The 23318-nt window shown below is 72.1% G+C and carries 20 protein-coding genes; 12 read left to right on the top strand and 8 right to left on the bottom strand.

Annotation, left to right across the window (positions count from 1 at the left end; genetic code table 11):
- Positions 1 to 106 precede the first annotated feature (106 nt).
- From AB0M70_RS23875 to AB0M70_RS23865, 3 genes are all read left to right on the top strand, one after another.
- A complete protein-coding gene (locus AB0M70_RS23875; RefSeq protein WP_365822499.1) occupies positions 107 to 1651 on the top strand; it encodes an NCS1 family nucleobase:cation symporter-1 in 1545 nt (514 codons plus the stop codon).
- Positions 1651 to 2376 (top strand): aspartate/glutamate racemase family protein, encoded by a 726-nt coding sequence (locus tag AB0M70_RS23870; protein ID WP_365822497.1) that lies wholly within the window; start codon positions 1651 to 1653, stop codon positions 2374 to 2376. The genes AB0M70_RS23875 and AB0M70_RS23870 overlap by 1 nt, the downstream gene beginning before the upstream one ends.
- 469 nt (positions 2377 to 2845) lie before the next feature.
- Complete coding sequence (locus AB0M70_RS23865; protein ID WP_365822495.1) at positions 2846 to 3907, top strand: glycoside hydrolase family 6 protein; 1062 nt, start codon at positions 2846 to 2848, stop codon at positions 3905 to 3907.
- Here AB0M70_RS23865 and AB0M70_RS23860 read toward each other — a convergent pair.
- Entirely contained in the window at positions 3904 to 4323 is a 420-nt protein-coding gene (locus tag AB0M70_RS23860; protein ID WP_365822493.1) for a RidA family protein, read from the bottom strand. The genes AB0M70_RS23865 and AB0M70_RS23860 overlap by 4 nt on opposite strands.
- 737 nt (positions 4324 to 5060) lie before the next feature.
- On the opposite strand from AB0M70_RS23860, the gene AB0M70_RS23855 reads away from it, so the two are divergent.
- The 3 genes from AB0M70_RS23855 (at position 5061) to AB0M70_RS23845 (ending at position 9894) form a co-directional block, all read left to right on the top strand.
- Positions 5061 to 7985: a DEAD/DEAH box helicase gene (locus tag AB0M70_RS23855; protein WP_365822491.1), complete on the top strand. Its 2925-nt coding sequence runs from the start codon at positions 5061 to 5063 to the stop codon at positions 7983 to 7985.
- The gene (locus AB0M70_RS23850) at positions 7982 to 9250 is read left to right on the top strand and encodes an SWIM zinc finger family protein (protein WP_365822489.1); all 1269 of its coding nucleotides are present in this window, start codon (positions 7982 to 7984) and stop codon (positions 9248 to 9250) included. The genes AB0M70_RS23855 and AB0M70_RS23850 overlap by 4 nt, the downstream gene beginning before the upstream one ends.
- 65 nt (positions 9251 to 9315) lie before the next feature.
- Complete coding sequence (locus tag AB0M70_RS23845) at positions 9316 to 9894, top strand: CchlQ (protein ID WP_365822487.1); 579 nt, start codon at positions 9316 to 9318, stop codon at positions 9892 to 9894.
- Between the two features lie 77 nt (positions 9895 to 9971).
- On the opposite strand, the gene AB0M70_RS23840 is transcribed toward AB0M70_RS23845, so the two are convergent.
- Entirely contained in the window at positions 9972 to 11210 is a 1239-nt protein-coding gene (locus tag AB0M70_RS23840; protein ID WP_365822485.1) for a hypothetical protein, read from the bottom strand.
- 514 nt (positions 11211 to 11724) lie between these two features.
- On the opposite strand from AB0M70_RS23840, the gene AB0M70_RS23835 reads away from it, so the two are divergent.
- Positions 11725 to 13437: an FUSC family protein gene (locus tag AB0M70_RS23835; protein ID WP_365822483.1), complete on the top strand. Its 1713-nt coding sequence runs from the start codon at positions 11725 to 11727 to the stop codon at positions 13435 to 13437.
- A gap of 33 nt (positions 13438 to 13470) precedes the next feature.
- Here the strand turns inward: AB0M70_RS23835 and AB0M70_RS23830 are convergent, their stop codons facing one another.
- A complete protein-coding gene (locus AB0M70_RS23830; RefSeq protein WP_365822481.1) occupies positions 13471 to 13968 on the bottom strand; it encodes a DUF3574 domain-containing protein in 498 nt (165 codons plus the stop codon).
- A gap of 301 nt (positions 13969 to 14269) precedes the next feature.
- Between AB0M70_RS23830 and AB0M70_RS23825 the strand changes: the two genes are divergently transcribed.
- Entirely contained in the window at positions 14270 to 15304 is a 1035-nt protein-coding gene (locus AB0M70_RS23825) for a phosphatidylinositol-specific phospholipase C domain-containing protein (RefSeq protein ID WP_365822479.1), read from the top strand.
- 6 nt (positions 15305 to 15310) lie between these two features.
- On the opposite strand, the gene AB0M70_RS23820 is transcribed toward AB0M70_RS23825, so the two are convergent.
- Positions 15311 to 15808, bottom strand: a complete 498-nt coding sequence (locus AB0M70_RS23820; protein WP_365822477.1) for a helix-turn-helix domain-containing protein — start codon at positions 15806 to 15808, stop codon at positions 15311 to 15313.
- Positions 15809 to 15910: 102 nt separating this feature from the next.
- Between AB0M70_RS23820 and AB0M70_RS23815 the strand changes: the two genes are divergently transcribed.
- Positions 15911 to 16351 (top strand): nuclear transport factor 2 family protein, encoded by a 441-nt coding sequence (locus tag AB0M70_RS23815; RefSeq protein WP_365822475.1) that lies wholly within the window; start codon positions 15911 to 15913, stop codon positions 16349 to 16351.
- Between the two features lie 52 nt (positions 16352 to 16403).
- Here AB0M70_RS23815 and AB0M70_RS23810 read toward each other — a convergent pair whose 3' ends face one another.
- Positions 16404 to 17360, bottom strand: coding sequence for an endonuclease/exonuclease/phosphatase family protein (locus tag AB0M70_RS23810; RefSeq protein WP_365822473.1), 957 nt, complete (start codon positions 17358 to 17360; stop codon positions 16404 to 16406).
- 105 nt (positions 17361 to 17465) lie between these two features.
- Between AB0M70_RS23810 and AB0M70_RS23805 the strand changes: the two genes are divergently transcribed.
- From AB0M70_RS23805 to AB0M70_RS23795, 3 genes are all read left to right on the top strand, one after another.
- Positions 17466 to 18827, top strand: a complete 1362-nt coding sequence (locus AB0M70_RS23805; RefSeq protein WP_365822471.1) for an amidohydrolase — start codon at positions 17466 to 17468, stop codon at positions 18825 to 18827.
- A 112-nt stretch (positions 18828 to 18939) separates the two neighbouring features.
- Positions 18940 to 19629 carry a DUF899 domain-containing protein gene (locus AB0M70_RS23800; protein WP_365822469.1) on the top strand — a complete coding sequence of 230 codons (690 nt, stop codon included), beginning with the start codon at positions 18940 to 18942 and terminating at the stop codon, positions 19627 to 19629.
- 116 nt (positions 19630 to 19745) lie between these two features.
- Positions 19746 to 19958 (top strand): hypothetical protein, encoded by a 213-nt coding sequence (locus tag AB0M70_RS23795; RefSeq protein WP_365823167.1) that lies wholly within the window; start codon positions 19746 to 19748, stop codon positions 19956 to 19958.
- Between the two features lie 15 nt (positions 19959 to 19973).
- Here AB0M70_RS23795 and AB0M70_RS23790 read toward each other — a convergent pair whose 3' ends face one another.
- From AB0M70_RS23790 to AB0M70_RS23780, 3 genes are all read right to left on the bottom strand, one after another.
- Positions 19974 to 21875 (bottom strand): ABC transporter ATP-binding protein, encoded by a 1902-nt coding sequence (locus AB0M70_RS23790; RefSeq protein ID WP_365823165.1) that lies wholly within the window; start codon positions 21873 to 21875, stop codon positions 19974 to 19976.
- Positions 21876 to 22216: 341 nt separating this feature from the next.
- The gene (locus AB0M70_RS23785; RefSeq protein WP_365823163.1) at positions 22217 to 22687 is read right to left on the bottom strand and encodes a hypothetical protein; all 471 of its coding nucleotides are present in this window, start codon (positions 22685 to 22687) and stop codon (positions 22217 to 22219) included.
- Between the two features lie 45 nt (positions 22688 to 22732).
- Positions 22733 to 23158, bottom strand: a complete 426-nt coding sequence (locus AB0M70_RS23780) for an ATP-binding protein (protein WP_365822467.1) — start codon at positions 23156 to 23158, stop codon at positions 22733 to 22735.
- Between the last annotated feature and the right edge of the window lie 160 nt (positions 23159 to 23318).

The raw sequence follows: 23318 nt of genomic DNA, 5'->3' as shown, positions 1-23318 counted from the left end.
ACATTGCCGGGCGCCTGCGGGAGCGGGAGCATGTCGGAATCTTTGGTATACCAAAACTTGGTATACCAAAGAGTGCCGCACCTCCGTCCCCCTCGAAGGAGGCCCCGTGTCCCTCACTCCCGTGACACCCACCCAGCGCGCCGACTCCCCGGGCGCCGCGACCGGCTTCGTCCCCGATCCCCGCCTCACCAACGAAGACCTCGCCCCCTCCGCCGAACGCAAGTGGAAGGTCTTCGACCTCTTCGCCCTGTGGATGTCGGACGTCCACAACCTGGGCAACTACACGTTCGCGGCGGGCCTGTTGGTCCTCGGTCTGAACGTCTGGCAGATCTTCACCTCCCTGCTCGTCGGCTTCGTGCTCATCTACGTCGGAATGAACATGATGGGGCGCATCGGTCAGCGCCACGGCGTGCCGTTCCCTGTCGTCAGCCGCATCAGCTTCGGCGTCTGGGGCGCCAACATCCCCGCCCTGATCCGGGCCGTGATCGCCATCATGTGGTACGGAATCCAGACCTATCTGGCGTCCATCGCGGTCAACGTCATGCTGATCGCCGCCTTCCCGGGTCTCGACGCGTGGACCGAACACTCCTTCCTCGGGCTGCACGCCCTCGGCTGGTGTTCGTTCGTCGCCCTCTGGCTCGTGCAGGGGCTGATCATGACCCAAGGCATGGAATCCGTACGGAAGTTCCAGGACTTCTGCGGGCCCGCCATCTGGGTCGTGATGATCGCCCTCGCGGTGTGGATCCTCTGGAAGGCCGGCTGGACCATCTCGCTCACCAACACCCCCCACCCGGTCTCCACCGGTGAGCAGGTGCGGCAGTGGTTCGGCGCCATCGGTCTCATCCTCGCCACCTACGGCACGCTGATGCTCAACTTCTGCGACTTCTCGCGCTTCGCCCCCGACTACCGCACCGTCAAGCGCGGCAACTTCTGGGGCCTTCCCATCAACTCCACGGCCTTCGTGATCCTCTCCGTCATCGTCACCGCGGGCAGCCTGGAGGTCTTCGGCAAGGCCATCACCGACCCCGCCGAACTGGTCGCCGAGATCGGCAACACCTGGGTGCTGATCTTCGGGGCCCTCACCTTCGCCGTCGCCACGATGGGCGTGAACATCGTGGCCAACTTCGTTTCGCCTGCCTACGACCTGGCCAACGTCTGGCCGCAGAAGATCACCTTCAAGATCGGCGGCATCATCTCGACGGTCGCCGCGCTGCTGGTCACCCCGTGGAACCTCTACTCCAACCCGACCGTCGTGAACTACTTCCTCGGCGGGCTCGGCGCCTTCCTCGGACCGCTGTTCGGGATCATCGCGGTCGACTACTTCTGGGTGAAGCGTGGCCGCATCGACGCCGATGCGCTCTTCAAGGCCGAGCCCGGATCGCCCTATTACTACAAGCGGGGCGTCAACCCGAAGGCGCTGGGGGCCTTCGTGCCGACGGCCGGCGTCGCCGCGGTGTGCGCGCTCGTGCCGTTCTTCGACTACGTCGCGCCGTACTCCTGGTTCATCGGGACCGCCACGGCCGCACTGCTGTACGCGGCGCTGTGCCGCGCCGAGCGGGCCGCGGGGGGTGCGGGAGCGGCGGGGGCTGCGGGGATTGCGGGGCCTGCGGGGCCTTCCACCGAATCCGTCGCCGGCGACGAGGAGGCCTAGTGCACATCGTCGTCACCAACTGCAACACCACGCGGGCGATGACCGAGGAGATCGTGCGGGGTGCCGCGGCGGCGGCCGCCCCCGGCACCACGATCACGGGACTCACCCCCGCCTGGGGCCCCGAGTCCGCCGAGGGGTGGCTCGACAGCTACCTCTCGGCGGCCGCCGTCCTGGACACCCTGCGCGGCTACGAAGAACCCTGCGACGCCGTGGTCATGGCCGGGTTCGGCGAGCACGGGCGCGAGGGCGCCCGGGAACTCCTCGACGTGCCCGTCGTCGACATCACCGAGGCCGCCGCGCATCTCGCCTGCCTGCTCGGGCGGCGGTACGGCGTCGTCACCACCCTCGACAGGACGCGCGGCCAGATCGAGGACAGCCTGCACGCGGCGGGCGTCGCGCAGAACTGCGCGGCGGTGATCGGGACCGGGCTCGGCGTCCTGGACCTCGGGGACTCCGAGGTCACCGCCCGAGCCTTCCTGACCGCCGCCGAACGGGCCCGCGACATGGGCGCCGAGGTCCTGGTCCTCGGCTGCGCGGGGATGACCGGCCTCCAGGAGAAGGTCGGCACGGCCCTCGACATGCCGGTGGTCGACGGAGTCGCGGCAGCGGTGAAACTAGCCGAGTCCCTGATCACCCTGAACCTGACCACAAGCCGAACGGGCGGCTACGCCAAACCCCTTCCCAAGGGGCGGACTTGGGGGCGGGGGTGGGGTGGTTCTTTGTAGGGGGCAAGTGCCGGGCTGGGGTTGGGCGGGTGTGGTTCGGTGGTCGTGGCAAGCGTTCGCGGGCAGCCGGTACTTGAGGGCCAGGTTCGGGGTGGGGGTGGAGCGGCCCTTCGTAGGTGGTCGGGCGTCGGGGCGGGGTTGGGCGGGCTCGGGTCGGCGGTCGTGCCAAGCGTGCGCGGGCGGCAGGTACTTGAGGCGCGGGCTTGAGGTGGGAGTGGAGCGGCTCCTCGTGGGTGGGTGGTTGTCGGGTCTGGGCTGGGGGGCGCGGGTCGGTGGTCAGGGCAAGCGTTCGCGGGTGGCGGGTACTTGGGGTGTGGGCCCGGGGTGGGTGCTCGGGCCGCCGTCGGAGTGATTCTTCCGGTGATCTGTCGCCCGTCCGGCGGTGCAGGGGGCATGGCGGCGCTGTGGCCGCCGCAGACTCCGGGGAACGCGCCGGGCCCGTCCGGCGCCGAGCAACTGGAGGTGCCCGGTGTCGCCGTCGCAGCCGCCCTTCCGATCACCCGGCCGAGCCCGCCCCCGCCTCGCCCGACTCCTCGCCGCCACGCTCCTGGTGAGCGCGGTGGTCTCCGGCGCCGCTCAGGCCGGCGCCGCTCAGGCCGACGGCGGCGGCCCGCGTGACGGGGACGGGCCCGCGGCCGTCCCGGCGGCTACCGACTTCTGGGTCGATCCGAACAGCGCCGCCGCCCGCCAGGTCACCGCCTGGCGAAGCCAGGGCCGGGTCGCCGACGCCCAGCTCATCCAGCGCATCGCGGGGCGCCCCCAGGCCGTCTGGCTGTACGGCGCCGACCCCGGGCCCACCGCCCGCGCGGTCACGCTGGCGGCCACCGAGGCGCGACGCACCCCCGTACTCGTCGCGTACTTCATCCCGCACCGCGACTGCGGTGACTACTCCAGCGGCGGGGCGACGACCGCGGCGGAGTACCGGACGTGGGCCGACGAACTCGCCGCGGGCATCGGCGACCGCGCCGCGTACGTCATCGTCGAACCGGACGCCGTCGCGCAGGAGATCGCGGGCTGCGCGAAGGCCGACGCCGACGAGCGGTACGGCCTGCTCGCCCACGTCGTCGACCGGCTCAAGGCCCGGCCGCACACCAAGGTCTACCTGGACGCGGGCAACACCGGCTGGATCCCCGACGAGCGGCGCCTGGTCGCCCCGCTGCGGCAGTCCGGGGTCGACAAAGCCGACGGCTTCGCCGTCAACACGTCCAACTATCATACGAACGCCGAGAGTTCGGAGTACGGGCACCGCATCGCCGCGGCACTCGGCGGCAACAGCCACTTCGTCGTGGACAGCAGCCGCAACGGAAACGGTCCCTACACCGACAGCACCGACGAACCCTGGTGCAACCCCCCGGGCCGCGCCCTCGGCACCCCGCCCACCACCGCCACCGGCGACCCCGCCCTCGACGCCTACCTGTGGATCAAGCGTCCCGGCGAGTCCGACGGGACGTGCCGGGGCGGGCCCAAGGCGGGGCAGTGGTGGCCGGAGTACGCGCTGGGGCTCGCGAGCAGGGCCCGGCAGGTCGGTTAGGGGCGCGGGCCCGGGACCACGGCCGTGGCGGTGATCTCGACCAGCTGGCCGGGGTAGCCGAGGCACGTCGTACCGAGCAGCGTCGAGGTGTGCGGGCCCTTCGCGAGCAGGTCGGAGGCGCGGATCACCTCCCATGCCTCGGTCAGCGGGCCGGGCTCGGAGCTCACGACGTACACCGTGCTGGCCACCACCTGCGTCAGATCGCTGCCGATCGCGCGCAGGGCCTCGTCGAGATTGGCGATGACCTGGCCGGTCTGGCGCGCCACGTCTCCTGGTCCGACGAGGTTTCCCTCGGGGTCCAGCGGCACGGACCCCGCCATGAAGGCAAGCGTGGTGCCGGCTTCGACGAGGGCGGCGTGGGCGTAACCGGGCGGCGGGAAGAGGGTGGGCACGACCGTGCGCTGCGTGGTGGTCATGGGGCCGATCCTGGGGGAGCGGGGTGCGGGGGCGCATCCGAATTCCGCCGGGGCGGGTGGCGTCGGCCGGGCCGCCCGGCGCCTGCTGCGGGGCGGCTGGCCTAGGCTGAGGTGCGGGAATGGCGCATGAGTGACTGAGGGTGAGCGAGGTGGTGCACGTGAGGGCGGGGAACGCCGCGAACACGGACGCCGCCGACGCCGGCCCTCCCGCCGACGCCGAGCGGCTGCTCGCGGAACTCGTGCGGTCGTGCGCCGCGGTGTTCCTACCGGCCGAGGTCCCGAGGGAGGGACGGATCGCGTTCTGGGCTCCGGAGGGTACGTCTGGACGGGCCCTGGCCGGGGTTCGTGGTGCTGTCGGGGGCGGGCTGGCTGGCTCAGCGGGGAGTGGGCCCGGAGCCGGGGAGGTGTTGGGGGCTGGTGCTGCCGGGGGTGAGGAGCTTGGAGCCGGGGAGGCGTTGGGGTCTGGTGCTGCCAGGGGCGGGGGGCCTGAATTCGGCGCGGCGAGGCTGTCTGGTGTTGCCGGGGGTGAGGAGCTTGGAGCCGGTGCGGCGAGGGGGTCTGGTGCTGCCGGGGGTGAGGGGCCTGAAGTCGGCGCGGCGAGGCTGTCTCGTGCTGCCGGGGGCGAGGAGCCTGCGGCCGGCGCGGCGAGGCCGTCTGGTGCTGCCGGGCGCGGTGCGCCTGGTGTTGGCAACGCCCGGTTTTCCGGTTCTGCCGGTGGCGGAGTAGCTGGTGCCGGTGTGACCGGTGTGACCGGTGTGACCGATGTGGCTGATGCGGTCGCTGTGGCCGGAGCCGCGGCTGAGGCCTCTCCCGCTGGTGGCGCCGTCAGGCGGGGCGTGCCGCCCGGCCGGGAGAATCCGCCGGTCCGTGGCGTCGACGAGGAGATCTCCGTCGTACGCCCCCACGGCAAGGGCGTCCGTACGCGCACCGTCCCCGCGTGGACCCTGCCCGTGGCGGAAGCCCTCCCGCTCCTACTGCGCGCCGCGTCCCCGCACCCCGCCGTGGCCTGCTGGGCCGCCGCCGCCCGGCACGCCCTGCACCTGGCCGCGCGGGGCAGGCTGCTGCCCGGACTGACCGGCGATGATCTCGACGCGTGGCGGGCGGGGCCGCTGGACGCCGCCGACGTCACGCAGCTGCGGGCCATCGCCGCGGCGATGCCGGCCGAGGCCCACGCCGTACCGCTGCCCGGCAGCAGGCCCCTCCTGCTTCCCGAGCCCTTCGCCCTGGTCAGGGCCTTCGTCGACGCCGTGGTGGACACCCTGCCGCGTACGCCCGCCGCCGCGCACGCGGTCGGCGCGCCCTTCGCCGCGCGCGAGCCGCAGCGGTTGCCGGGCGCGCGTGAGTGGGCCGCGGAGGTGGCTGCCGGGATGGACGCCGGCGTACGGGTGTCCCTGCGGCTCGACCTGCAGGCGCACGAGGTGTTCGACGGGGCGACGGATGACGGGCCCGGCGGCGTACCTGGGGGCGTACCTGAGGATGTTCCTCACGGCAGGCGGACGGAGGGTGCCGGCGAAAGCATGGCCAGCCCGGCCGCGGCCGTCGTGCAGGTGCACAGCCTCGCCGACCCCACCCTCGTGGCGGACGCGTCCCAACTCTGGTCCGGCGCCGACCACTTCGGCCCGCGGGCCCGCGTGGACACACTCCTCGCGGTGCGGCGCGCGGCCCGCGTATGGCCGCCGCTGAGCCGCCTCCTCGAACGGCCACTGCCCGACGTACTACCCCTGAGTGAAGGGGAGTTGTACGAGCTCCTCGGCACGGCGGCGACCAGGCTCGCTGCCGCCGGCGTGGCCGTGCACTGGCCCCGCGAGCTGACGCGCGGCCTGACGGCGACCGCGGTCGTACGCCCCGCACCCGGCACGGCGGCCGACAACTTCGACTTCTTCAAGACCGAGCAACTGCTGGAATTCAGATGGCAGTTGGCGCTCAGTCCGGAGGACGGCGACGGCGAGGGCGACGGCGCCGGGGGTCCCCTCACCGAGGCGGAGATGGACATCCTCGCGGAGGCGCACCGCCCCGTCGTACGCCTCCGTGACCAATGGGTCCTGGTCGACCCCGAACTCGTACGCAAGGCGCGCAAGCGGGATCTGGGTCTCCTGGACCCGGTGGACGCGCTGTCCGTCGCGCTGACGGGGACGGCGGAGGTGGAGGGCGAGCGCGTCGAGGCGGTGCCCATCGGCGCCCTGGCCCGCCTGCGGGAACGCCTGACCGACGACCTGCGCACCGTCACCCCGCCGCCCGCGCTCGCCGCCACCCTCCGCGACTACCAGCTCCGGGGCCTTGCCTGGCTGGACCGCATGACGTCCCTCGGCCTCGGCGGCTGCCTCGCCGACGACATGGGCCTCGGCAAGACGGTCACGCTGATCGCCCTCCACCTGCACCGGGCCAGGCCGGAGCCGACGCTGGTGGTCTGCCCGGCCTCGCTCCTCGGCAACTGGCAGCGGGAGATCGAGCGATTCGCGCCGGGCGTCCCCGTGCGCCGCTTCCACGGGGCGGGCCGCAGCCTGGACGGCGACCTGGACGGCGGCTTCGTCCTGACGACGTACGGAACGATGCGTACGAGCGCCTCCGAACTGGCCGCCCACACCTGGGGGTTGGTCGTGGCGGACGAGGCCCAGCACGTCAAGAACCCGCACGCGGCGACGGCGAAGGCGCTGCGCACGATCCCCTCGGCGGCACGCGTCGCCCTCACCGGCACCCCGGTCGAGAACAACCTCTCCGAGCTCTGGGCCCTCCTTGACTGGACGACGCCGGGCCTGCTCGGCCCGCTCAAGGCGTTCCGGGCCCGCCACGCCCGCCTGGCGGAGGGCGGCGAGTTCGCCGAGAACGACGAGGCGATGGCCCGCCTCGCCCGCCTGGTGCGGCCCTTCCTCCTGCGCCGCAAGAAGTCCGATCCGGGCATCGCCCCGGAGCTGCCTCCCAAGACGGAGACGGACCACCCGGTGACGCTCACCCGCGAGCAGGCGTCGCTTTACGAGGCGGTCGTACGCGAGACGCTCGCCCGCATCGAGGCGTCCGAGGGCATCGCGCGCAGGGGCCTGGTCATGAAACTGCTGATGGCGCTCAAGCAGATCTGCAACCACCCGGCGCAGTACCTGAAGGACGGCGCGATCGCCACGCGCGCGGGCCGCTCGCGCTCGGGGAAGCTGGAGCTCCTCGACGAACTCCTCGACACCATCCTGGCGGAGGACGGTTCCGTACTGATCTTCACGCAGTACGTGGAGATGGCCCGCCTCCTCGAGTCGCACCTGTCGGGGCGCGGCATCGGCACCCAGCTCCTGCACGGGGGTACGCCGGTCAAGCGGAGGGAGGAGATGGTGGACCGCTTCCAGTCGGGCGAGGTCCCCGTGTTCCTCCTCTCCCTCAAGGCCGCCGGCACCGGCCTCAACCTCACCCGTGCGGGCCACGTCATTCACTACGACCGCTGGTGGAACCCGGCGGTGGAGGAGCAGGCCACGGACCGCGCCTACCGCATCGGCCAGACCCAGCCGGTCCAGGTCCACCGCCTGATCACGGAGGGCACGGTGGAGGACCGCATCGCCGAACTCCTGGCGGCGAAGCAGGTGTTGGCGGACGCGGTACTCGGCGAGGGCGGCGAGTCGGCGCTCACGGAGCTGTCGGACGCGGACCTGGCGGACCTGGTGTCGTTGCGGAGGGTGTTGTGAGGGGCGGGCGTGCGGGCGGGCGCGTCTTTCCTCCGCTGCCCCAACACTCCGATCTGCAGGCGCCGTTCGCCACCTCCTGGTGGGGGAACGCGTGGATCGGCGCACTGGAGGGGACCTCGCTCGACGCGGGACGGCTCACCCGTGGCCGGGCCTACGCCCGCGAGGGGCACGTCGACACGATCACGGTGGCGCCGGGCCGCATCGTGGCGTACGTACACGGAAGCCGCCCGCGTCCTTACCGCGCCGAGATCCGTATGCGCACCCTCGCGCCCGAGGACTGGGACCGCTTCCTGGACGCGGTGGCCACGGAACCCGCGCACATCGCGGCGCTCCTGGACAAGGACATGCCGCACGCGCTGGTGGACGCGGCCGAACGCTCCGGGGTCCAACTCCTGCCGGGTCCGGGCGACTTGGTACCCTCCTGCACCTGCCCGGATCACGGCCGCCCCTGCAAGCACGCGGCTGCCCTCACTTACCAGACGGCCCGACTCCTCGACGCCGACCCCTTCGTGCTCCTGCTCCTGCGCGGCGGGGACGAACAGGAGCTGCTCGACGAGCTGGCCCAGCGCAACGCGCACCAGGCGGCGCGCGAGCAGGCCCCCGGCACGCGGGGTACGACCACCGCAGCGCTCCCCGGCACCCTGGCCCGGGACGTCCTTGCCACGCAGTACCGCCCCCCGCTCCCACCTCCGGCGGCGGCGCCCGCCCACCCGGGCGAACCCCCGCTGCTCCCGTCGGTCCCGGGCGCTCCCAGCCCCACCTCCCTGGAGTTCCTGGCCACGGACACGGCGAACCGGGCCCACGCGCACCTGACCACGGGCGCGGACCCCTTTCCCACCGCCGACCCCTGGCACGACGCGGTCCGCCTCGCGGCCTCCCACCCCGGCCTCACGGGCCGCCGCAGCTTCAGCCGCCAGTTCGCCGAGCTGGCCCAGTCGGTGGACCACACCCCGGCGGACCTCGCCCGCGCGGCGGCGGCCTGGCGCCAGGGCGGCGAGGAGGGCCTGGCGGTCCTGGAGTCCCCGTGGGACCCTCCGGCGGGCCCCTTCGACCGGGCGAGGGGCGCGTTGCTCGCGGCGGACCTCCCCCGCATGACGATCCACCGCAACCAACTCACGGACGCACAGGGCTCCTTGCAGCTCCGCTTCGGCCGTGACGCCCGCTGGTACCCGTACCGGAGCGAGCCGGGCCGTGACGACTGGTGGCCGGAGGGGGAGGCGGACGCGGATCCGGTGGGGGCTCTGACGGCGATGGTGGGACCGTAGGGCACAGTGGTCCGCGACTTGACGTCGTAACTGCTGTTGCTGACGAAACCGGGGGTGGGGGAGCTGTGGACTGGGGGACGCTGGTCGCCGCGGTGGGCGGTGGTTTCATCGCCATCACCGGCACGGTTCTGGCCGACCACTTGCGTCATCGCCACGAGGCGGACCGCGGCCTCAACGAGCGGCGGAGAGCGGTCTACATCGAGTTCATCAGCGCCGCGGAGGGGTGTCACTCGCGGCTGCGGCAGATCGCGCAGGGGCCTGGTGCGGCGGGAGGCGCCGGGGAAGACGCCGGGGAGGGCGGGGACCTCGACGCGGTCACGCGCGCGGCACTGACGGAAGCCAAGATCTACGAGGTGCGGGAAAGACTCTTCATCGACGCGAGCTCCGCGGTGGCCGGCGCGGGACAGGTGATGTTCGAGCGGCTCCGCGCACTGAGGAAGGCGGTCGCCACCGGCGCCACGCAGACATCACCCGCCTTCCACGCCGCCTACCACCCGTACATCGGCAGCGTCTGGGGCTATCGCGTCGCCGTACGCAAGGAACTCGACGGCCAGTCCCTCTCACCCGAGGAGTTCGGCTGGTCCAGCTGGGACGGCAGGGACCGCTGCCCGCTGTGCTCGGGGGAGCCACAGGGCGGCGGATGACGGCAACGCCTTGTCGCCTCGCGCAGGGTGCGCTGATACACGGAAACTCCCGGCCCAGAACTGCTCTGCTGCATGCCTCACCTTCGGCTCGGCAACCCGCGGATTTCATCACCCAGCTCCGGCACGGTGATCTCGTGGCCCCGGCTGAAGCTCTTGACCGTTGCGTGGCTTTCGCGCTTCGGGACGCGTGAGGCGTAGCAGGTCTCCGTCTGCCTGCATTGGGGGCAGAACGTATACGTGACGAAGGGGGAGAGGGGCACCCGGCCTTCCGGGGCGAGCAAGTAGAACGCGTCGCCGGCGACGGGCTCGTTCCACTCGTACGTCTGGCGTTCGAAGACAGGGTGGTCGCCGGTCGCGTTCCGCGCCACGACATGGAAGTTCCGCGTTCTCTGCCGGTAGTCACACGACGCGATGCACAGCCAGGGAATTTCTTCCAGGAACTGGGCTGCCCGCAGGGCGTGTTCCAGGAATTCTTTGCACTCCGCCACGCGCAGCGCGGACTCGGGCTGGCTGAGCGGCTTGTCGCCGTGGGCGGTGCGATTCCGTTCGGCCTTCAGAGCGCTGAGGTCGTCGACCATGTCCGCCACGCCTGAGGAGAATGGCGCGGGCAACAGCTGTGGGTGCTCCGTGGCCTCGTCGCAGACCCGGTGGAGACCGACTGTCCACGTGCCGAACATGGCACCCCGTCCGACATAAGCGTTCCTCAGCTCGGACAGGACACCAGACCCTGCGTCCCTGCCCGGTTGGTGCAACAGCGCGGCCGCCGTGACGCACACGGTGAGGGCGAGGTTCTCGGCGGCGTCGAGCATCGCCTCGTACTGGTCCTTGGGGGTGTCCGCCTGCTGGAGCGCGCGGACGGAGCGGGCGACCGGGTGCGGCAGGGTCTGCCTCGCGCGAGTCAGTACCCGGGACGTGTTCACCGGGTCGGAGTTGTCCCTGCGCGGAGGCGATACGGACGCGGGAGCGGGGTGGGACGGGGCTCGTACGTCCTTGGCCACGGGCTCCGCGGGGGCCTGCGTTCCCTGGACCGGTAGAGGTGCGAACGTGCGGTTCGGATGCGCGTTCGTTAATGCGCCGTGCGTACGCCATCTTCTCCGTCTGATCCAAAGCCGAATCCACGCCGGTAATACGCCGAACAAGGCGGTGAGCGTGATGGTGGCCAGCAAAGTGTCCAGCCATGCGGGCATGCCGCGCGGTTCGTCGCTCGTTCCGATGGCGAAAGCCGTCATCACCACCATGAAGGCGGTCGTCCAGGCCGCCCAGTCCCGGTACAGCGGGGCGTCGTAGAGCCTGAGCACCGTGTTGCGTCGCCTCACCGGCGGCAAGGGGGGAGGTGACGGTGGCATGAGTCCGAAGCCGCTGCTCATGTAGACAATGGTGCCGACGAATATGACGGACAACTAGGCTCTGGTGCCGTTTAGTTGAGATTCCGGGCGCAATTCGCGCGCGCCGCCGGGATGCCGCCGCCGGTGATTCCTCGCCCGTCTTCGTCCCTCTTCCTTCGCCCCTCTTCGCCCGTCGCGCGTTCGTTAACCGTCACATCGACGCAACGCGCCCGTTCCTCTTTCTCCAGAGTCGGCGTTTACGGTTGATCACGAGCCCAGGCCGATGTCGTCCGGCGGCGTCCATCCGTCCATGCACGCCCGATGACGACACAGGAGCACGGTGAGTCCGGTGATCCCGCCCGCAGTTTCCCTTCCGCCGTGGCTTGGACATGCCCTGCGTGCGCAGCGGGGGCCCGTGCCGTGGCATGCCGTGGTGCGGGGGGCGTTGGCGGCGGGGCCGTTGCTGGGTGCGGGGGTGCTCTGCGGGCGGGTTTCCGTGGGGGTCGTGGCCGCGCTCGGGGCCATGCTGGCCGGGATCAACGACCGGCCCGGGAGTCGGCGGGTCGCCGTGCGGCGGCTCGGCGTGCCCGCGGTTGCCGGTGCGGGTGGGCTTGTTTTCGGGGCCTGCGTCGTCGAGGCAGGGGGAGGGCCGTATCTGCTTCCCGTGGTGTTCGCCCTGCTGGGACTCCTCGCCGGTGCTTTCAGCGCTGTGGGGCCCGTTGCCTCCGCCAGTGGTACGCAGCTGCTTGTCGCCGCCGCCGTCGGAGCCGGGATGCCGTTGCCCGAACCCGGGTGGCAGCGGGCGTTGTTCTTCCTGGGCGGAGCCGCGTGGCTGATTGCCCTGCGGCTTCTGTTGCCCTCGCCCGGCAGCCGCAAGGGAATCGCCCGGCCCTACCGCCTCGACGGCGAACGCGCCGCCGTGTCCGCGGTCTACGAAGCCGTCGCCGCGCTTCTCGACTCCGCGGGCACCGCCGACTCCACCGCCCGCCGCGCAGCCCTCACCGCAGCGCTCGACCACGCCCAGGACGCCCTCTCCGGGCCGCGTCTGCGCAGGCGCGCCGCCTCGGCCGCCGAGCGGCGACTGCACGCGCAGTACTTCGCCGCGCTGCCCCTCGGCGAGGCGGCGACCGCGCTCGCCTGGGCCGGTGAACCGCTCCCGCCCCGCACGGGCGAGGGTCCGCGCCGCCTCGCCGCCGCCCTCCGCGACAGCGTCCCCAGCGGTCCGCTGCCCGCGCCCGCCCGCTCCGGCGCCGGGCTCCGCGCCCTCGACGACGCGCTGCTGCACGCCGCCGAAGCCTTCGACAGCGGCACCGCGCGGCCCCCGCACGGCAGGCGGCGCGGCCCCGTCGACGTACTGCGGACGGCGGCCGGGCCCGGTGGGCGCGAGTACGGCGTGCGGGTCGCGCTCTGCTTCGGGGCGAGCGCCGCGGTCGCGCAGGCCCTGCAGCACCCGCACTGGTACTGGCTGCCCGCCACCGCAGTCTTCCTGGTCAAGCCCGACCTCGGGCCGCTGGCGTCCCGCGTCCTGTGCCGCGCCCTCGGCACCGTCATCGGCGCCGTCCTCTTCGCGGCGCTCGCCGCCCTGCTGCCACGCCCGGCCGGACTCGTCGCCGTCGTCGCCGTGTGCGGTGCTCTGATCCCCGTGGCCACCCGGCACTTCGCCGCCCAGACCGCCGTCGTCACGGTCCTCGTCCTCGCCCTGGTCATGGTGGGCGGGGAGCCGCAGGCCGCCCGGGGGCGGATCGGCGAGACGCTGCTCGCCTGCGGCATCGTCCTGCTCGTCGGGCATCTGCGCCTGCCGTGGCCCGTGCGGCGCGGTGGTCGCGTACAGGACCGGCTCGCGGCAGCCCGTGCGTGCGCGACCGCTTACCTGCGCCACGTCCTGAGCGGCGCCCACACCGCCGGCCCGACGGGCGCGGATCACCGCGCACATCCCAACCACCGCACCGACCACCGCGCCACCCGCTGGGCCCTACGGCGCGAGGCCTACCGGACGCTGGCCGAGGCCCGCGCCGCGATCGACCTGGCGGCCGCCGAACTCCCCGCCCTGGCCCGGCACTCCCGGGGTTCGGAACAGGTGGCGGCCACCCTCGAACGCCTCGTCGACACCACGACCGCCTGCGCGGTGCACGTCGACGACACGGGACGCCTGCCGCGGCGGCACGCGGAGCGCATCGACGCGCTGCTCGCGGAACTGGAGCTCACGGCGGTGGCGTGACCCCCGAGCGCCGGGCCACGGACAGCGCGGGTCTCAGAAGTCCACCCGCACCCGGTCGTCGAGCCGCGCCACAGAGTCCTGCGCGTACTTCTTCACGTAGTCCTCGCGGATCTCCTCGATCAGACCGTCACGCTTGTGCGCCTGCGACGTCGGATACAGCAGGATCAGCTCGTACGAGCGCTCACGCTCGATCTTGCCGTTCGAGTCCCGCCACTGGCCGCGGCCGTCCTGCACCGTGAGCCCGTCGGGGAACGACGGCGTCACCTCGTCGTCGATGAACCTCATGAACTGCTTGTCGGTCACATCGGGGCCGCCGTCGGGGCGCTCGGTCCCGAAGAGGAGGCGCGTCTCGGTGTACGCGTCACCCCGGGAGATCTGCGACGTGGTGGTCGTGCCGGGCGAGCGCGTGCCGGTGTCGGTGCCGGTGTCGAACGACGCGTACGCGGCCGGGGCGCCGACCGCGAGGACCGTTGCGGCGGCCGCTGTCACGGCGAGACGGGTGCGGGAGACGCGGGAGAGGGTGCGGGACATGGCGGCTGATCCCTTTCGGCGGGGGCAGATCAGGGTCTACGGGCGGGTGGATCTCTGCGTACGTTGATCCATAACGGGCGCAGACGGTAGCCGACACGCCACGCTCCGCGCTCCCTCCCGTACGGCCGCACGGCTGGATATCTCTCCCCACCCGTAAGTCGCCGTCTTCCCCTGCGCCACTCAACCCCCATACGTTGCGGGGGACTTGACCGGAGCGGCGGAGGGGACGGCGGGAATGAGCGCACGAATCGGGATACCAACCGGGATACCTACCGGGACACGTACGAGGACGGGCCTCGCCATGGCCGTCGCGGCAGCCGGCGTACTGGCGTTCGGAACCGCGGGCTCCGCGAGCGGCACCGCCACCTCGGCCGCCGACGACCCCGCCCCGCAGTCGCCGTACGCGTCCACCACGGGCGTGGGCGTCCACAACGCCTACGAGAAGGCGAAGTACCCGTACTTCGCGGACGCGCTCGACTCCGGCGCGGGCATGCTCGAACTCGACGTGTGGACCAATGTGTTCGGCAGCGGCTGGCGGGTCTCGCACAGCAACCCGGTCGGCAACGACAACAACTGCGAGAACGCCGCGAGTCCGGCCGAATTGCGCACCCAGGCCCGCAACCAGAGCCTCGCCGGGTGCCTCACGGACATGAGGAGCTGGCACGACGCCCACCCCGGTCACCGGCCCATCCTCCTCAAAGTGGAGCTGAAGGACGGCTTCCAGGGGAGGAACGGACGCGGCCCCGCCGCCCTCGACACCCTCCTGAAGAGCAAGCTCGGCGACGCCGTCTACCGCCCCGGCCAGCTCATCGGAGGGCACGCCACCCTCGACGACGCCGTACGGAATGACGGCTGGCCCCGGCGTGGGGCTCTCGCGGGCAAGTTCATCGTCGAGCTGATCCCCGGCACCGTGGAGCAGGGCAACCCGGCGGACACCCTGTGGACCGACCGCGAGTACGCCACCCATCTGCGCGACCTCAAGGCCGCCGGACGCCTGGACGATGCCGCCGCCTTCCCCGCCGTGCTCGGCGCCCAGGCGGGCGACCCGCGCGGGCGGTACACGGACGCGACGATCCGCCCCTGGTTCGTGCTGTTCGACGGCGACGCGTCCACGTACGCGGGCGGCACCATCGACACCAAGTGGTACGCCGACCGGCGCTATCTGGTCGTCATGTCCGACGCCCACAACGTCGCCCCGGCCATCGACGCAGTGCACCCGACCGAAACCCAGGCCCGCGACCGCGTCACCCTCCTCGCGCGCGCCAACGCCAGCATCGTCTCGTCGGACTGGTACCCACTGCCGGGCGTCCTGTCGACGGTGCTCCCGCGCGGCTAGCGAGACCTACGGGGCCCGCAGCACCGTGTGCACCAGCGCGGTCCCCGGCGCCGTCCGGCCACCGGGACCCGGCGTGTGCGTCACCGTCTCCGGGGTCAGCTCCTCGCCGCAGTGTCCGCACGTCACGCGGGGGTCGGCGGGCCGGCCGCAGGTGTCGTGGACGGGGCGCAGGGGCGGCCCGGCGCCGTCGGAGCGGTGGCGGTCGCCCCAGGTCATCAGGGTCAGGACGGTGCCGTAGAGCTCCTGGCCCGCGGCGGTCAGGACGTACTCGTGGCGGACCGGCCGCTCCTGGTACGCCCGGCGTTCGACGATGCCCTCGGTGGCCAGGTGGTCCAGGCGGTCCGCCAGGATGTTCGTCGCGATGCCCAGGTCGGCACGCAGATCCTCGTAGCGGTTCAGGCCGAGGAACAGGTCGCGCAGGATCAGCACCGTCCACTGGTCCGCCGTCACGGCCGCCGCGCGCGCCACCGAGCAGTGCATCCGGGCAAAACGTTCGCCTCTCATGGCGCCAAGAGTACTCACTTGCGATGTGCAAGGGACCGCCCTACGGTGAGCGGTGCTGGTCACTTGCGTATGGCAAGCCACCCGGTCACCGGAGGTGCCCCGATGTATCACGCCATCGTCCGCAGGAAAGTCCGGGCCCTCTGGCGTGCCGCCGGCAGCGGCCGGGGCGACTCCGGCGCCGCCGCCGTCGCCATGGCCGCCCCCGACCTGAGGTTCCGCTTCGTCGGCGACGGAGTCCTCGGCGCCGATCTGCGCGGGCGCGACGCCTTCGCCGACTGGTTCGAGCGGGCGGGGCGGTGCATCCCCGGCATGCGGCTCAGCCTCACCGACGTGGTCGTCGCGGGCTGGCCCTGGAGCACCACCGTCGTCGTCCGGCTGCGCATCGAGGCAACCCTCGCCGACGGCAGCCCGTACGAGAACGAGGGCATCCAGTGGGCCAGGATCCGCTGGGGGCGGATGGTGGAGGACACCGTCCTCGAAGACACCCTGCGGCTCGAACAGGCCTGGCGGCGCCAGCAGTCGGCGACGGCCGCGACGGGCTGAGGCCGACGCCTGATCACCCCCACGGACCCCGTCGGAAGGTCCCCAAGGACCCCTAGCGTTCGATCCGTACCCACACCGGCGCGTGGTCCGAGCCCCTCGCGTCCCGGCGCTGCGCCGGATCCCCGTCCTCCACCGACGGCAGCGCGGTCGCCGCCGGACCCGGCACGCCCGTGCCCGCGCCCTTGACCAGATTCAGGAAGCCGCGGCTCACCAGGACGTGGTCGATCAGCTCGCGGCGGCCCGCGTGGACGCGGGAGTGGCGCTGCTCGGGCGGGATGAGCGGGGCCACGTTCCACAGCCGGTGCGCGTCGCCCTTGTCCGGCTTGTCGAAGCCGGGGGTGCCGATCTCGGAGCCGGGCGGGCCGAGCAGGATCTGTGTCGTCGCCGCCGACACCTCGTCGTTCAGGTCCCCGAGGACGACGACGTCGTGCTGACGCCCGTCGCCCTTCAGGAGGCGGTCGGACAGCGAGCGCACCAGCGTGGCCTCCGCCGCACGCCGGTAGAGCGCGTACGCCCCGAAGCGGGCCCGCTCGCCCTCGTCCCGCGGCTGGAACCGGCCGTTGCCGTACGAGAGCAGCTTCGACTTCAGGTGGCAGACGGCCACGTCGAAGAAGAACGCGCGCGTCGTCACCGTCACCGCGAGGACCCCGCGGCCCGCCCGTGTCACCGGCCTGCCCGCGTCGCCGGACTGCACCGGGCGCAACGGTTCGGGGAAGCGGACCTCGTCGGCCACGACGAACACCGGCAGCGTGCTGAGGAAGCCGACGCGGGTGCCGCGCTCGTCCGCGTGCTCCGAGAGCGTGGTGTGCCAGGTGCCCTCCAGCATCCCGGCCAGATCGGACAGGGCCTCCGGGTCGCCGACCTCCTGCACGCCGAGCACGCTCGGGTTCAGCGCCGTGATCGTCGCCGCGAGGGAGGCCAGCTTCGCCTCGTACGCGGCCTTGTCCGTGGGCCCGAACTTTCCGCCGGGCCGGTAGAGGTTCTCCAGGTTCCAGGTGCCGACGAGCATGGCGGGCTCCAACTGTTCGGCGTGGTCGGCGGGTTGACGTCAGCGTGCCCGCGAATCCGGCGACGCGACAGGGCACGGGATGCGCACTCCCCGTACCTTGAAGAGATGACGCCGCCTCCCGCGCACGGCCCCGCCGATCTCGTCATCACGGGCTGCACGGCCCTCGTCCACGACACGGAAGGCCGGATCGGGTTCCTCGACGACGCCGCCGTCGTCGTACGCGGCGGTCGCATCGACGCCGTCACCACTACCCCCGACGTCACCGGACTCCAGGCCGCGGAACGCATCGACGCCCGTGGTCAGGCGGCCCTGCCGGGTCTGATCAACTGCCACACGCACACGCCGATGGTGGCCCTGCGCGGCCTCGCCGAGGATCTGCCGGCGCACGAGTGGTTCAACGACTGGATCTGGCCCATCGAGTCCAACCTGACCGAGCGCGTCGTCGGGCTCGGCGCGCGCCTTGCCTGCGCGGAGATGATCCGGGGCGGCGTGACGACCTTCGCCGACCACTACTTCGCGATGGACACCGTCGCCGACGTCGTGGCGGAGAGCGGGCTGCGCGCCAACCTCGGCGCTGCGTTTTTCTCCTCGCAGGGGCCCGCGGGACGCGCCGCGTCCCTGGAGTTCGCGCTGCGGCAGCGCGGCGCGGCCGGCGGTCGCATCACCACCTCGCTCGCGCCGCACGCCCCGTACACCGTCGACGACGCGGATCTCGCGGCGACCGCGGAACTCGCCCGCGAGCACGGCCTCATGGTCCACCTGCACGCCGCCGAGAACCACGCCCAGACCGACAACAGCCTGGAGCGCCACGGCCGCACCCCCATCGAGGTCCTGCACCGCACCGGACTGCTCGACGTCGACGTCCTCATCGCCCACGGCACCGGCATCCTCGACCGCGACCTGCCCGTCCTCGAGCAGGGCACGGGGCGCATCGCCGTGGCCTCCGCGCCCCGCGGCTACCTGAAGTTCGGCTGGGACACCACGCCCGTGCGCGCCCTGAGCGACATAGGCATCCCCGTCGGACTCGCCACGGACGGCGCCGCGTCGAACAACACCCTGGACGTCTGGGAGTCCATGACGCTCACCGCCCTCGTCCAGAAGTCCACGCGGCGCGACCCGGCCTGGCTGACCGCGCGCCAGGCGCTCGGCCACGCCACACTGCAGAGCGCGCGAGCCGTCGGCCTGGGCGAGGAGATCGGCAGCCTCGCGCCGGGCCGCCGCGCCGACATCGTCCTCGTCGACCTCGCGGGACCGCACACCCAGCCCGTGCACGACCTCGCGGCCACGCTCGTACACAGCGCCCGCGCGTCGGACGTCACCACGACGATCGTCGACGGGCGCATCCTGATGCGCGACCGGCGGCTCCTGACCGTCGACGTGCCCGGGACCGTACGGGAGTTGGCCGCCGAACTGCCCGCCCTGATCGACCGCAGCCACGGGAAACGGATCCAGGAGTACGAGGGCTGAAGAATTCCCCGAAGTTTCTTCGCCGCGACCGATGAGTTCCGGTGAGCGCGCGGGTCACCCCTCGCAGAGGCACGGATCCGAGGGGCGGATCCGCAGGAGGGACTGACGGATCATGCGACTTCCCGACATCGTCACGCGCGAGGAGTGGCTCGCCGCGCGCCAGGAACTGCTCGTCAAGGAGAAGGCGCAGACACGGGCGCGTGACGCCCTCAACGCCGAGCGTCGGCGGCTCCCGATGGTCGAGATCGGCAAGGAGTACCTCTTCGACGGCTCCGACGGCAAGGCCACGCTGTTCGACCTCTTCGACGGCGACGCCCAACTGATCGTCTATCACTTCATGTTCGCTCCGGAGTGGGACGCGGGCTGCCGCAGCTGCTCGGCCTTCCTCGACCAGATCGGACACCTGGCCCATCTGCGGGCCCGCAGCACGAACTTCATCGCCGTCTCCCGCGCGCCCTTCACCAAGATCCTGCCCTTCAAGGCCCGGATGGGCTGGACGGTGCCGTGGTACTCCTCGCACGGCAGCGACTTCAACCACGACTTCGACGCCACCGTCGACGCGGGCGAGGAGTCCCACGAGCAGCCGGGCCTCAGCTGCTTCCTGCGGGACGGCGACCGCGTCTTCCACACGTACTCGACGTACGCCCGCGGCACCGACTGGATCGCCTCCTACTCCAGCCTGCTCGACCTCACCGCCCTCGGCCGGCAGGAGGAGTGGGAGGAGCCCAAGGGCCGGGCGACGGGGCTCGGGGCGCCCGCGGGCAGCGACCGGCTCAGGTATCACGACGAGTACGAGATGTGAGGAACCGGTACAACCAGGTGTCAGGTCCGTCACGTTGCGAGTCCTTTCCACCCCACAGCGCGTTCTTCTCCGAAAGAGTCCATGAGGACTGCCAACGGGGGAACAGAAGGACGATGATGAACAGCCGAGTCGTACTGGAACGCTTTCCGGCCGGTGGGCCGCGAGGATCGTGGCCCGCGGAGGACTTCGCGCGGGCCCGCCGCATGGAGGGACAGCGGGCGGAGGTCGTGATGGACCTCGCGTCCGACGCCTTCCTGGTGATCGTGCGCGAGCCCGTGACGGGCGAGTCCGCTGTCACCGACCTGCCGGAGATAGCCGCCGCGGCATAGAGCCGCCCGCGCCCCTCAGCGCTCGGCGTGCCCGTTCGGTGAGGGAACCTTCGCCGTGAACTGGTCGGCCTGCAGCGCGTACAGCTCCGCGTAGACACCGCCCGTCCTCAGGAGTTCGTCCGGGGTGCCCGACTCCACCAGGCGCCCGCCGTCCAGGACATGCACCAGGTCGGCGTGGCGCACCGACGCCAGGCGGTGGGTGATGAGGATGACGGTCTGGCCCGTGCCGGCGAGGGCCCGGATCTTCTCGAAGACCTCCAGCTCGGCGCGGGCGTCGAGCGCCGCCGTCGGCTCGTCCACGATGAGGATGCTGCCGCGCCGGTAGGCGGCGCGCGCGATGCCGAGCCGCTGCCACTGACCGCCCGACAGCTGGTGCCCGCCGGTGAACGCGCGGGCGAGGAGCGTGTCGAGCCCGCGCGGCAGATCGGCCACGACGTCATCGGCGCCGGCCTCCTCGACCGCGGCGCCGATCCGGTCGTCCGTCAGCGGCACCGACGACCGGCCGATCGCGATGTTCACGCGCGCCGTGAACGGCCAGCGCTTGAAGTCCTGCGCCACCATCGCGATGCGTTCCGCCAGTTGCTGCCGGTCCGCGCTCGCCGCGTCGACGTCGTCCCACATGATCCGGCCGCCCTTCGGCGCGTACAGACCGGCGAGCAGCTTCACCAGCGTGGTCTTGCCGGAGCCGTTCTCGCCCACGAGGGCGACGATCTTCCCGGTGGGCAGGGTGAGGGAGACATCGCTGAGCGCGTCCTTCTCCGAGGCACCCGGATATCGGAAGGTGACGTTCTCGAACCGTATCTCCCGTGGCTCCGGCGGAAGTTCGGCGCCGCCGACCGGGATCTCGCGCTGCGCCGCCTCCACGAAGAGCCGCTCCAGGTCGCCGACGAACAGGGCGTCCTCGTGCAGGGAGTTGATCTCCACGACGAGTGTGTCGAGATTGGACGCGCCGGTACGGATCGCGATGACGGCGGTGCCCGCGACGGACAGCGCCATCGCCCCGGCGAGCATCAGGCCGCCGAGCGTCGCGTACGTCGCCGCGGTGGCCAGGCCCGTCCAGGCCGCCGCGATCAGACCCGTCCGCGCGGCCAGGCGTGCCAGGCGCGCCTGCTCCTCCTCCGCGGCCTCCGACATGGACCGGAAGTGCCGCAGCAGGAAGGGACCCACGCCGTGCACCCGGATCTCCGGTGCCGCACGCTCCTCCGTGAGCAGACTGCCGATGAGGCGGCCCGCGCGGGCGTGCTGCACCCACGCGTGGAAGGAGACATAGCGGCGCCGGGCGATCGTCAGGGCGCTCCACGCGCTCGGCAGGGTCATCGTCACCAGGAGCGGAAGCAGCGCGGGGTGCAGGACGGTCAGCACGCTCGCCGCGGCGATCAGCGAGATCATCGCGTTCACCACGCGTGTCGCGATGCCGATCATGCGGCGGGCGGACGCGGCCCCGTACTGCGCCGTGTCGAGGAGTTTGTGGAACGCGTCGTCCTCGATGGCCGAGAGCTCCACGGAGGCCGCCCTCTCCAGGTACTGCTCGGTGGCGACGCGTTCGACCTTCGGTTCGAGACGCCCCGTCGCGTACGTCGACGCCGCGCGCAGCAGCGCGGCCACGAACAGCACGGACGCCACCGTCACCAGGGCGGGCGCCGCGCCGCGCAGCCGGTCGGCGATCGGGGCGTCGGTCAGCAGGCGCGCGAGCACGCTGTTGACCGCGAGGAGGCTCACCGCCTGGGCGAGGCCGCGGCCCACCTCGGCGGTGACGACGATGCGCGCCGCCGGGCGGTCGGCCTGCCACGCGAGCCGGAAGCTGGCGGCGAGCAGCGCGGGAAGCCGCTTCAGCATGGACCGGAACCCCAGCTGGAGGAACGCCTCCTCGTACTGGGCCCAGCCGGTGTCGTAGCGCAGAGGCCCGCCGAAGAGCAGCTTCTCCGATTCCGAAGTCCCGGTGCCTTTACGGGAGTTGTTCTGTTTGTGGTTCGTCTTCTTCTCCTTCTCCGTTTGCGCGTGTGGTGTGCGGGATCGCAACCCCGGGCAACGGTTGTCGCTTCACCCGGGCCGCAGTGCCATACCCCATGCAAGCGACTCCGCAACCGCGCAGGCAAAGGAGTTCTCCGTGACCGACACCGCTCCTGGACGCGCTCGGCATCGAGCGGTGACGCTGATCGCGCCCGCCGGATACGACCCGGATGGCGCAGCGGCACTGGATGTGCGTGCGCTGCTTCCGGCGGGCCTGCGGGATGAGCGAGCCGGCGTCCCGAGAAGGCCTAGGCCCGTACCGCCCGCGACCACCCCGGCGTGGTCCCCGTGGCCCTGCACCACGCCAGATACAGCGGAATCGGCGGCGTGTAGGGGACCTCGCCCCCGGACGGGCTGTGGATGAGTGAGGGAGCGCGCCGGGCGCCCGGCACCACGGCCCCCGCGGCGTAATAGGCGGGGGAAGGCCATTCGAGCGCGACATCGGAGTCCGCGGGGACGATCCACCACCACCGCGCGGCGGCGGCGTTCTCGGCGTCCCCCGCCTCCTCGTACACGCACCCCACGCGGGGGAGCCGTGCCATCAGCCGGGGCCCGAACCGAGCGGGCACCGAGACCGCGTCGCACCCCAGGGGCTGGGTCATCCCGGCCGGGACGGCGAGCCGTGTCGGCGCGGGTGGGGAGGCGGCGGCGGACCGCCTCCGTTCGAGGCGAACCAGCGTGTCAAGGTCCAACAGCCGCCGCACCGTCACCGCGCTCACACGCCCCCTGTCCACGTCGTCCTCACGCCCGCACCCTCTGTCACGTCACGCCCGCAGTTCCGCCCATACGGTGAGACTGGCGCCGGGGCCCTCGTCACGCACGCCCCACGCGTTGCTCACCGCCTCGACGAGAAGCAATCCCCTCCCGTGCTCCTCATCGGTGTCGGGCCCTTCCTGGGCGGGCCGCGGGACACCCGATCCGTATCCATCGTCACGCACAGCTATGCGCAGTGACCCGGGTTTGGTGCAGAGCTCGCAGACGATCCGGTGACTCGCCGTGTGCACGATCGCGTTGGTGACCAGCTCGGAGACCACGAGGGCCGCGGCGTCGCGGCAGTCCTCGCCTATGTCCCAGCCCAGAAGCTGGGCGTTCGCCATCCGTCTGGCCTGTGCGGCGGAGCCCGGCCGTGGCACCAGCGAGAAGCTGACGCAGAGCTCGGAGCCGCTTTCGGCCCACGCGTCGGCGGTCATGCCAACAGGGGCTTCGGCGGCAGCTGTGTGTAACGGCGCGGGCGGAGTCACGCCATCCACTATCGCCCCGCCGGGAACACCTTGGCAAGACCCACTCTGAAAAGTGCACAGTGGCGTGTTCCTTCGAGACGGCACATGGCACACTGCTGGCAACGGCTCC

Origin of the sequence: Streptomyces sp. NPDC051214 (assembly GCF_040682375.1) — a bacterium.
GTDB lineage: Bacteria > Actinomycetota > Actinomycetes > Streptomycetales > Streptomycetaceae > Streptomyces.
This window is presented reverse-complemented; position numbering and strand designations above follow the sequence as displayed.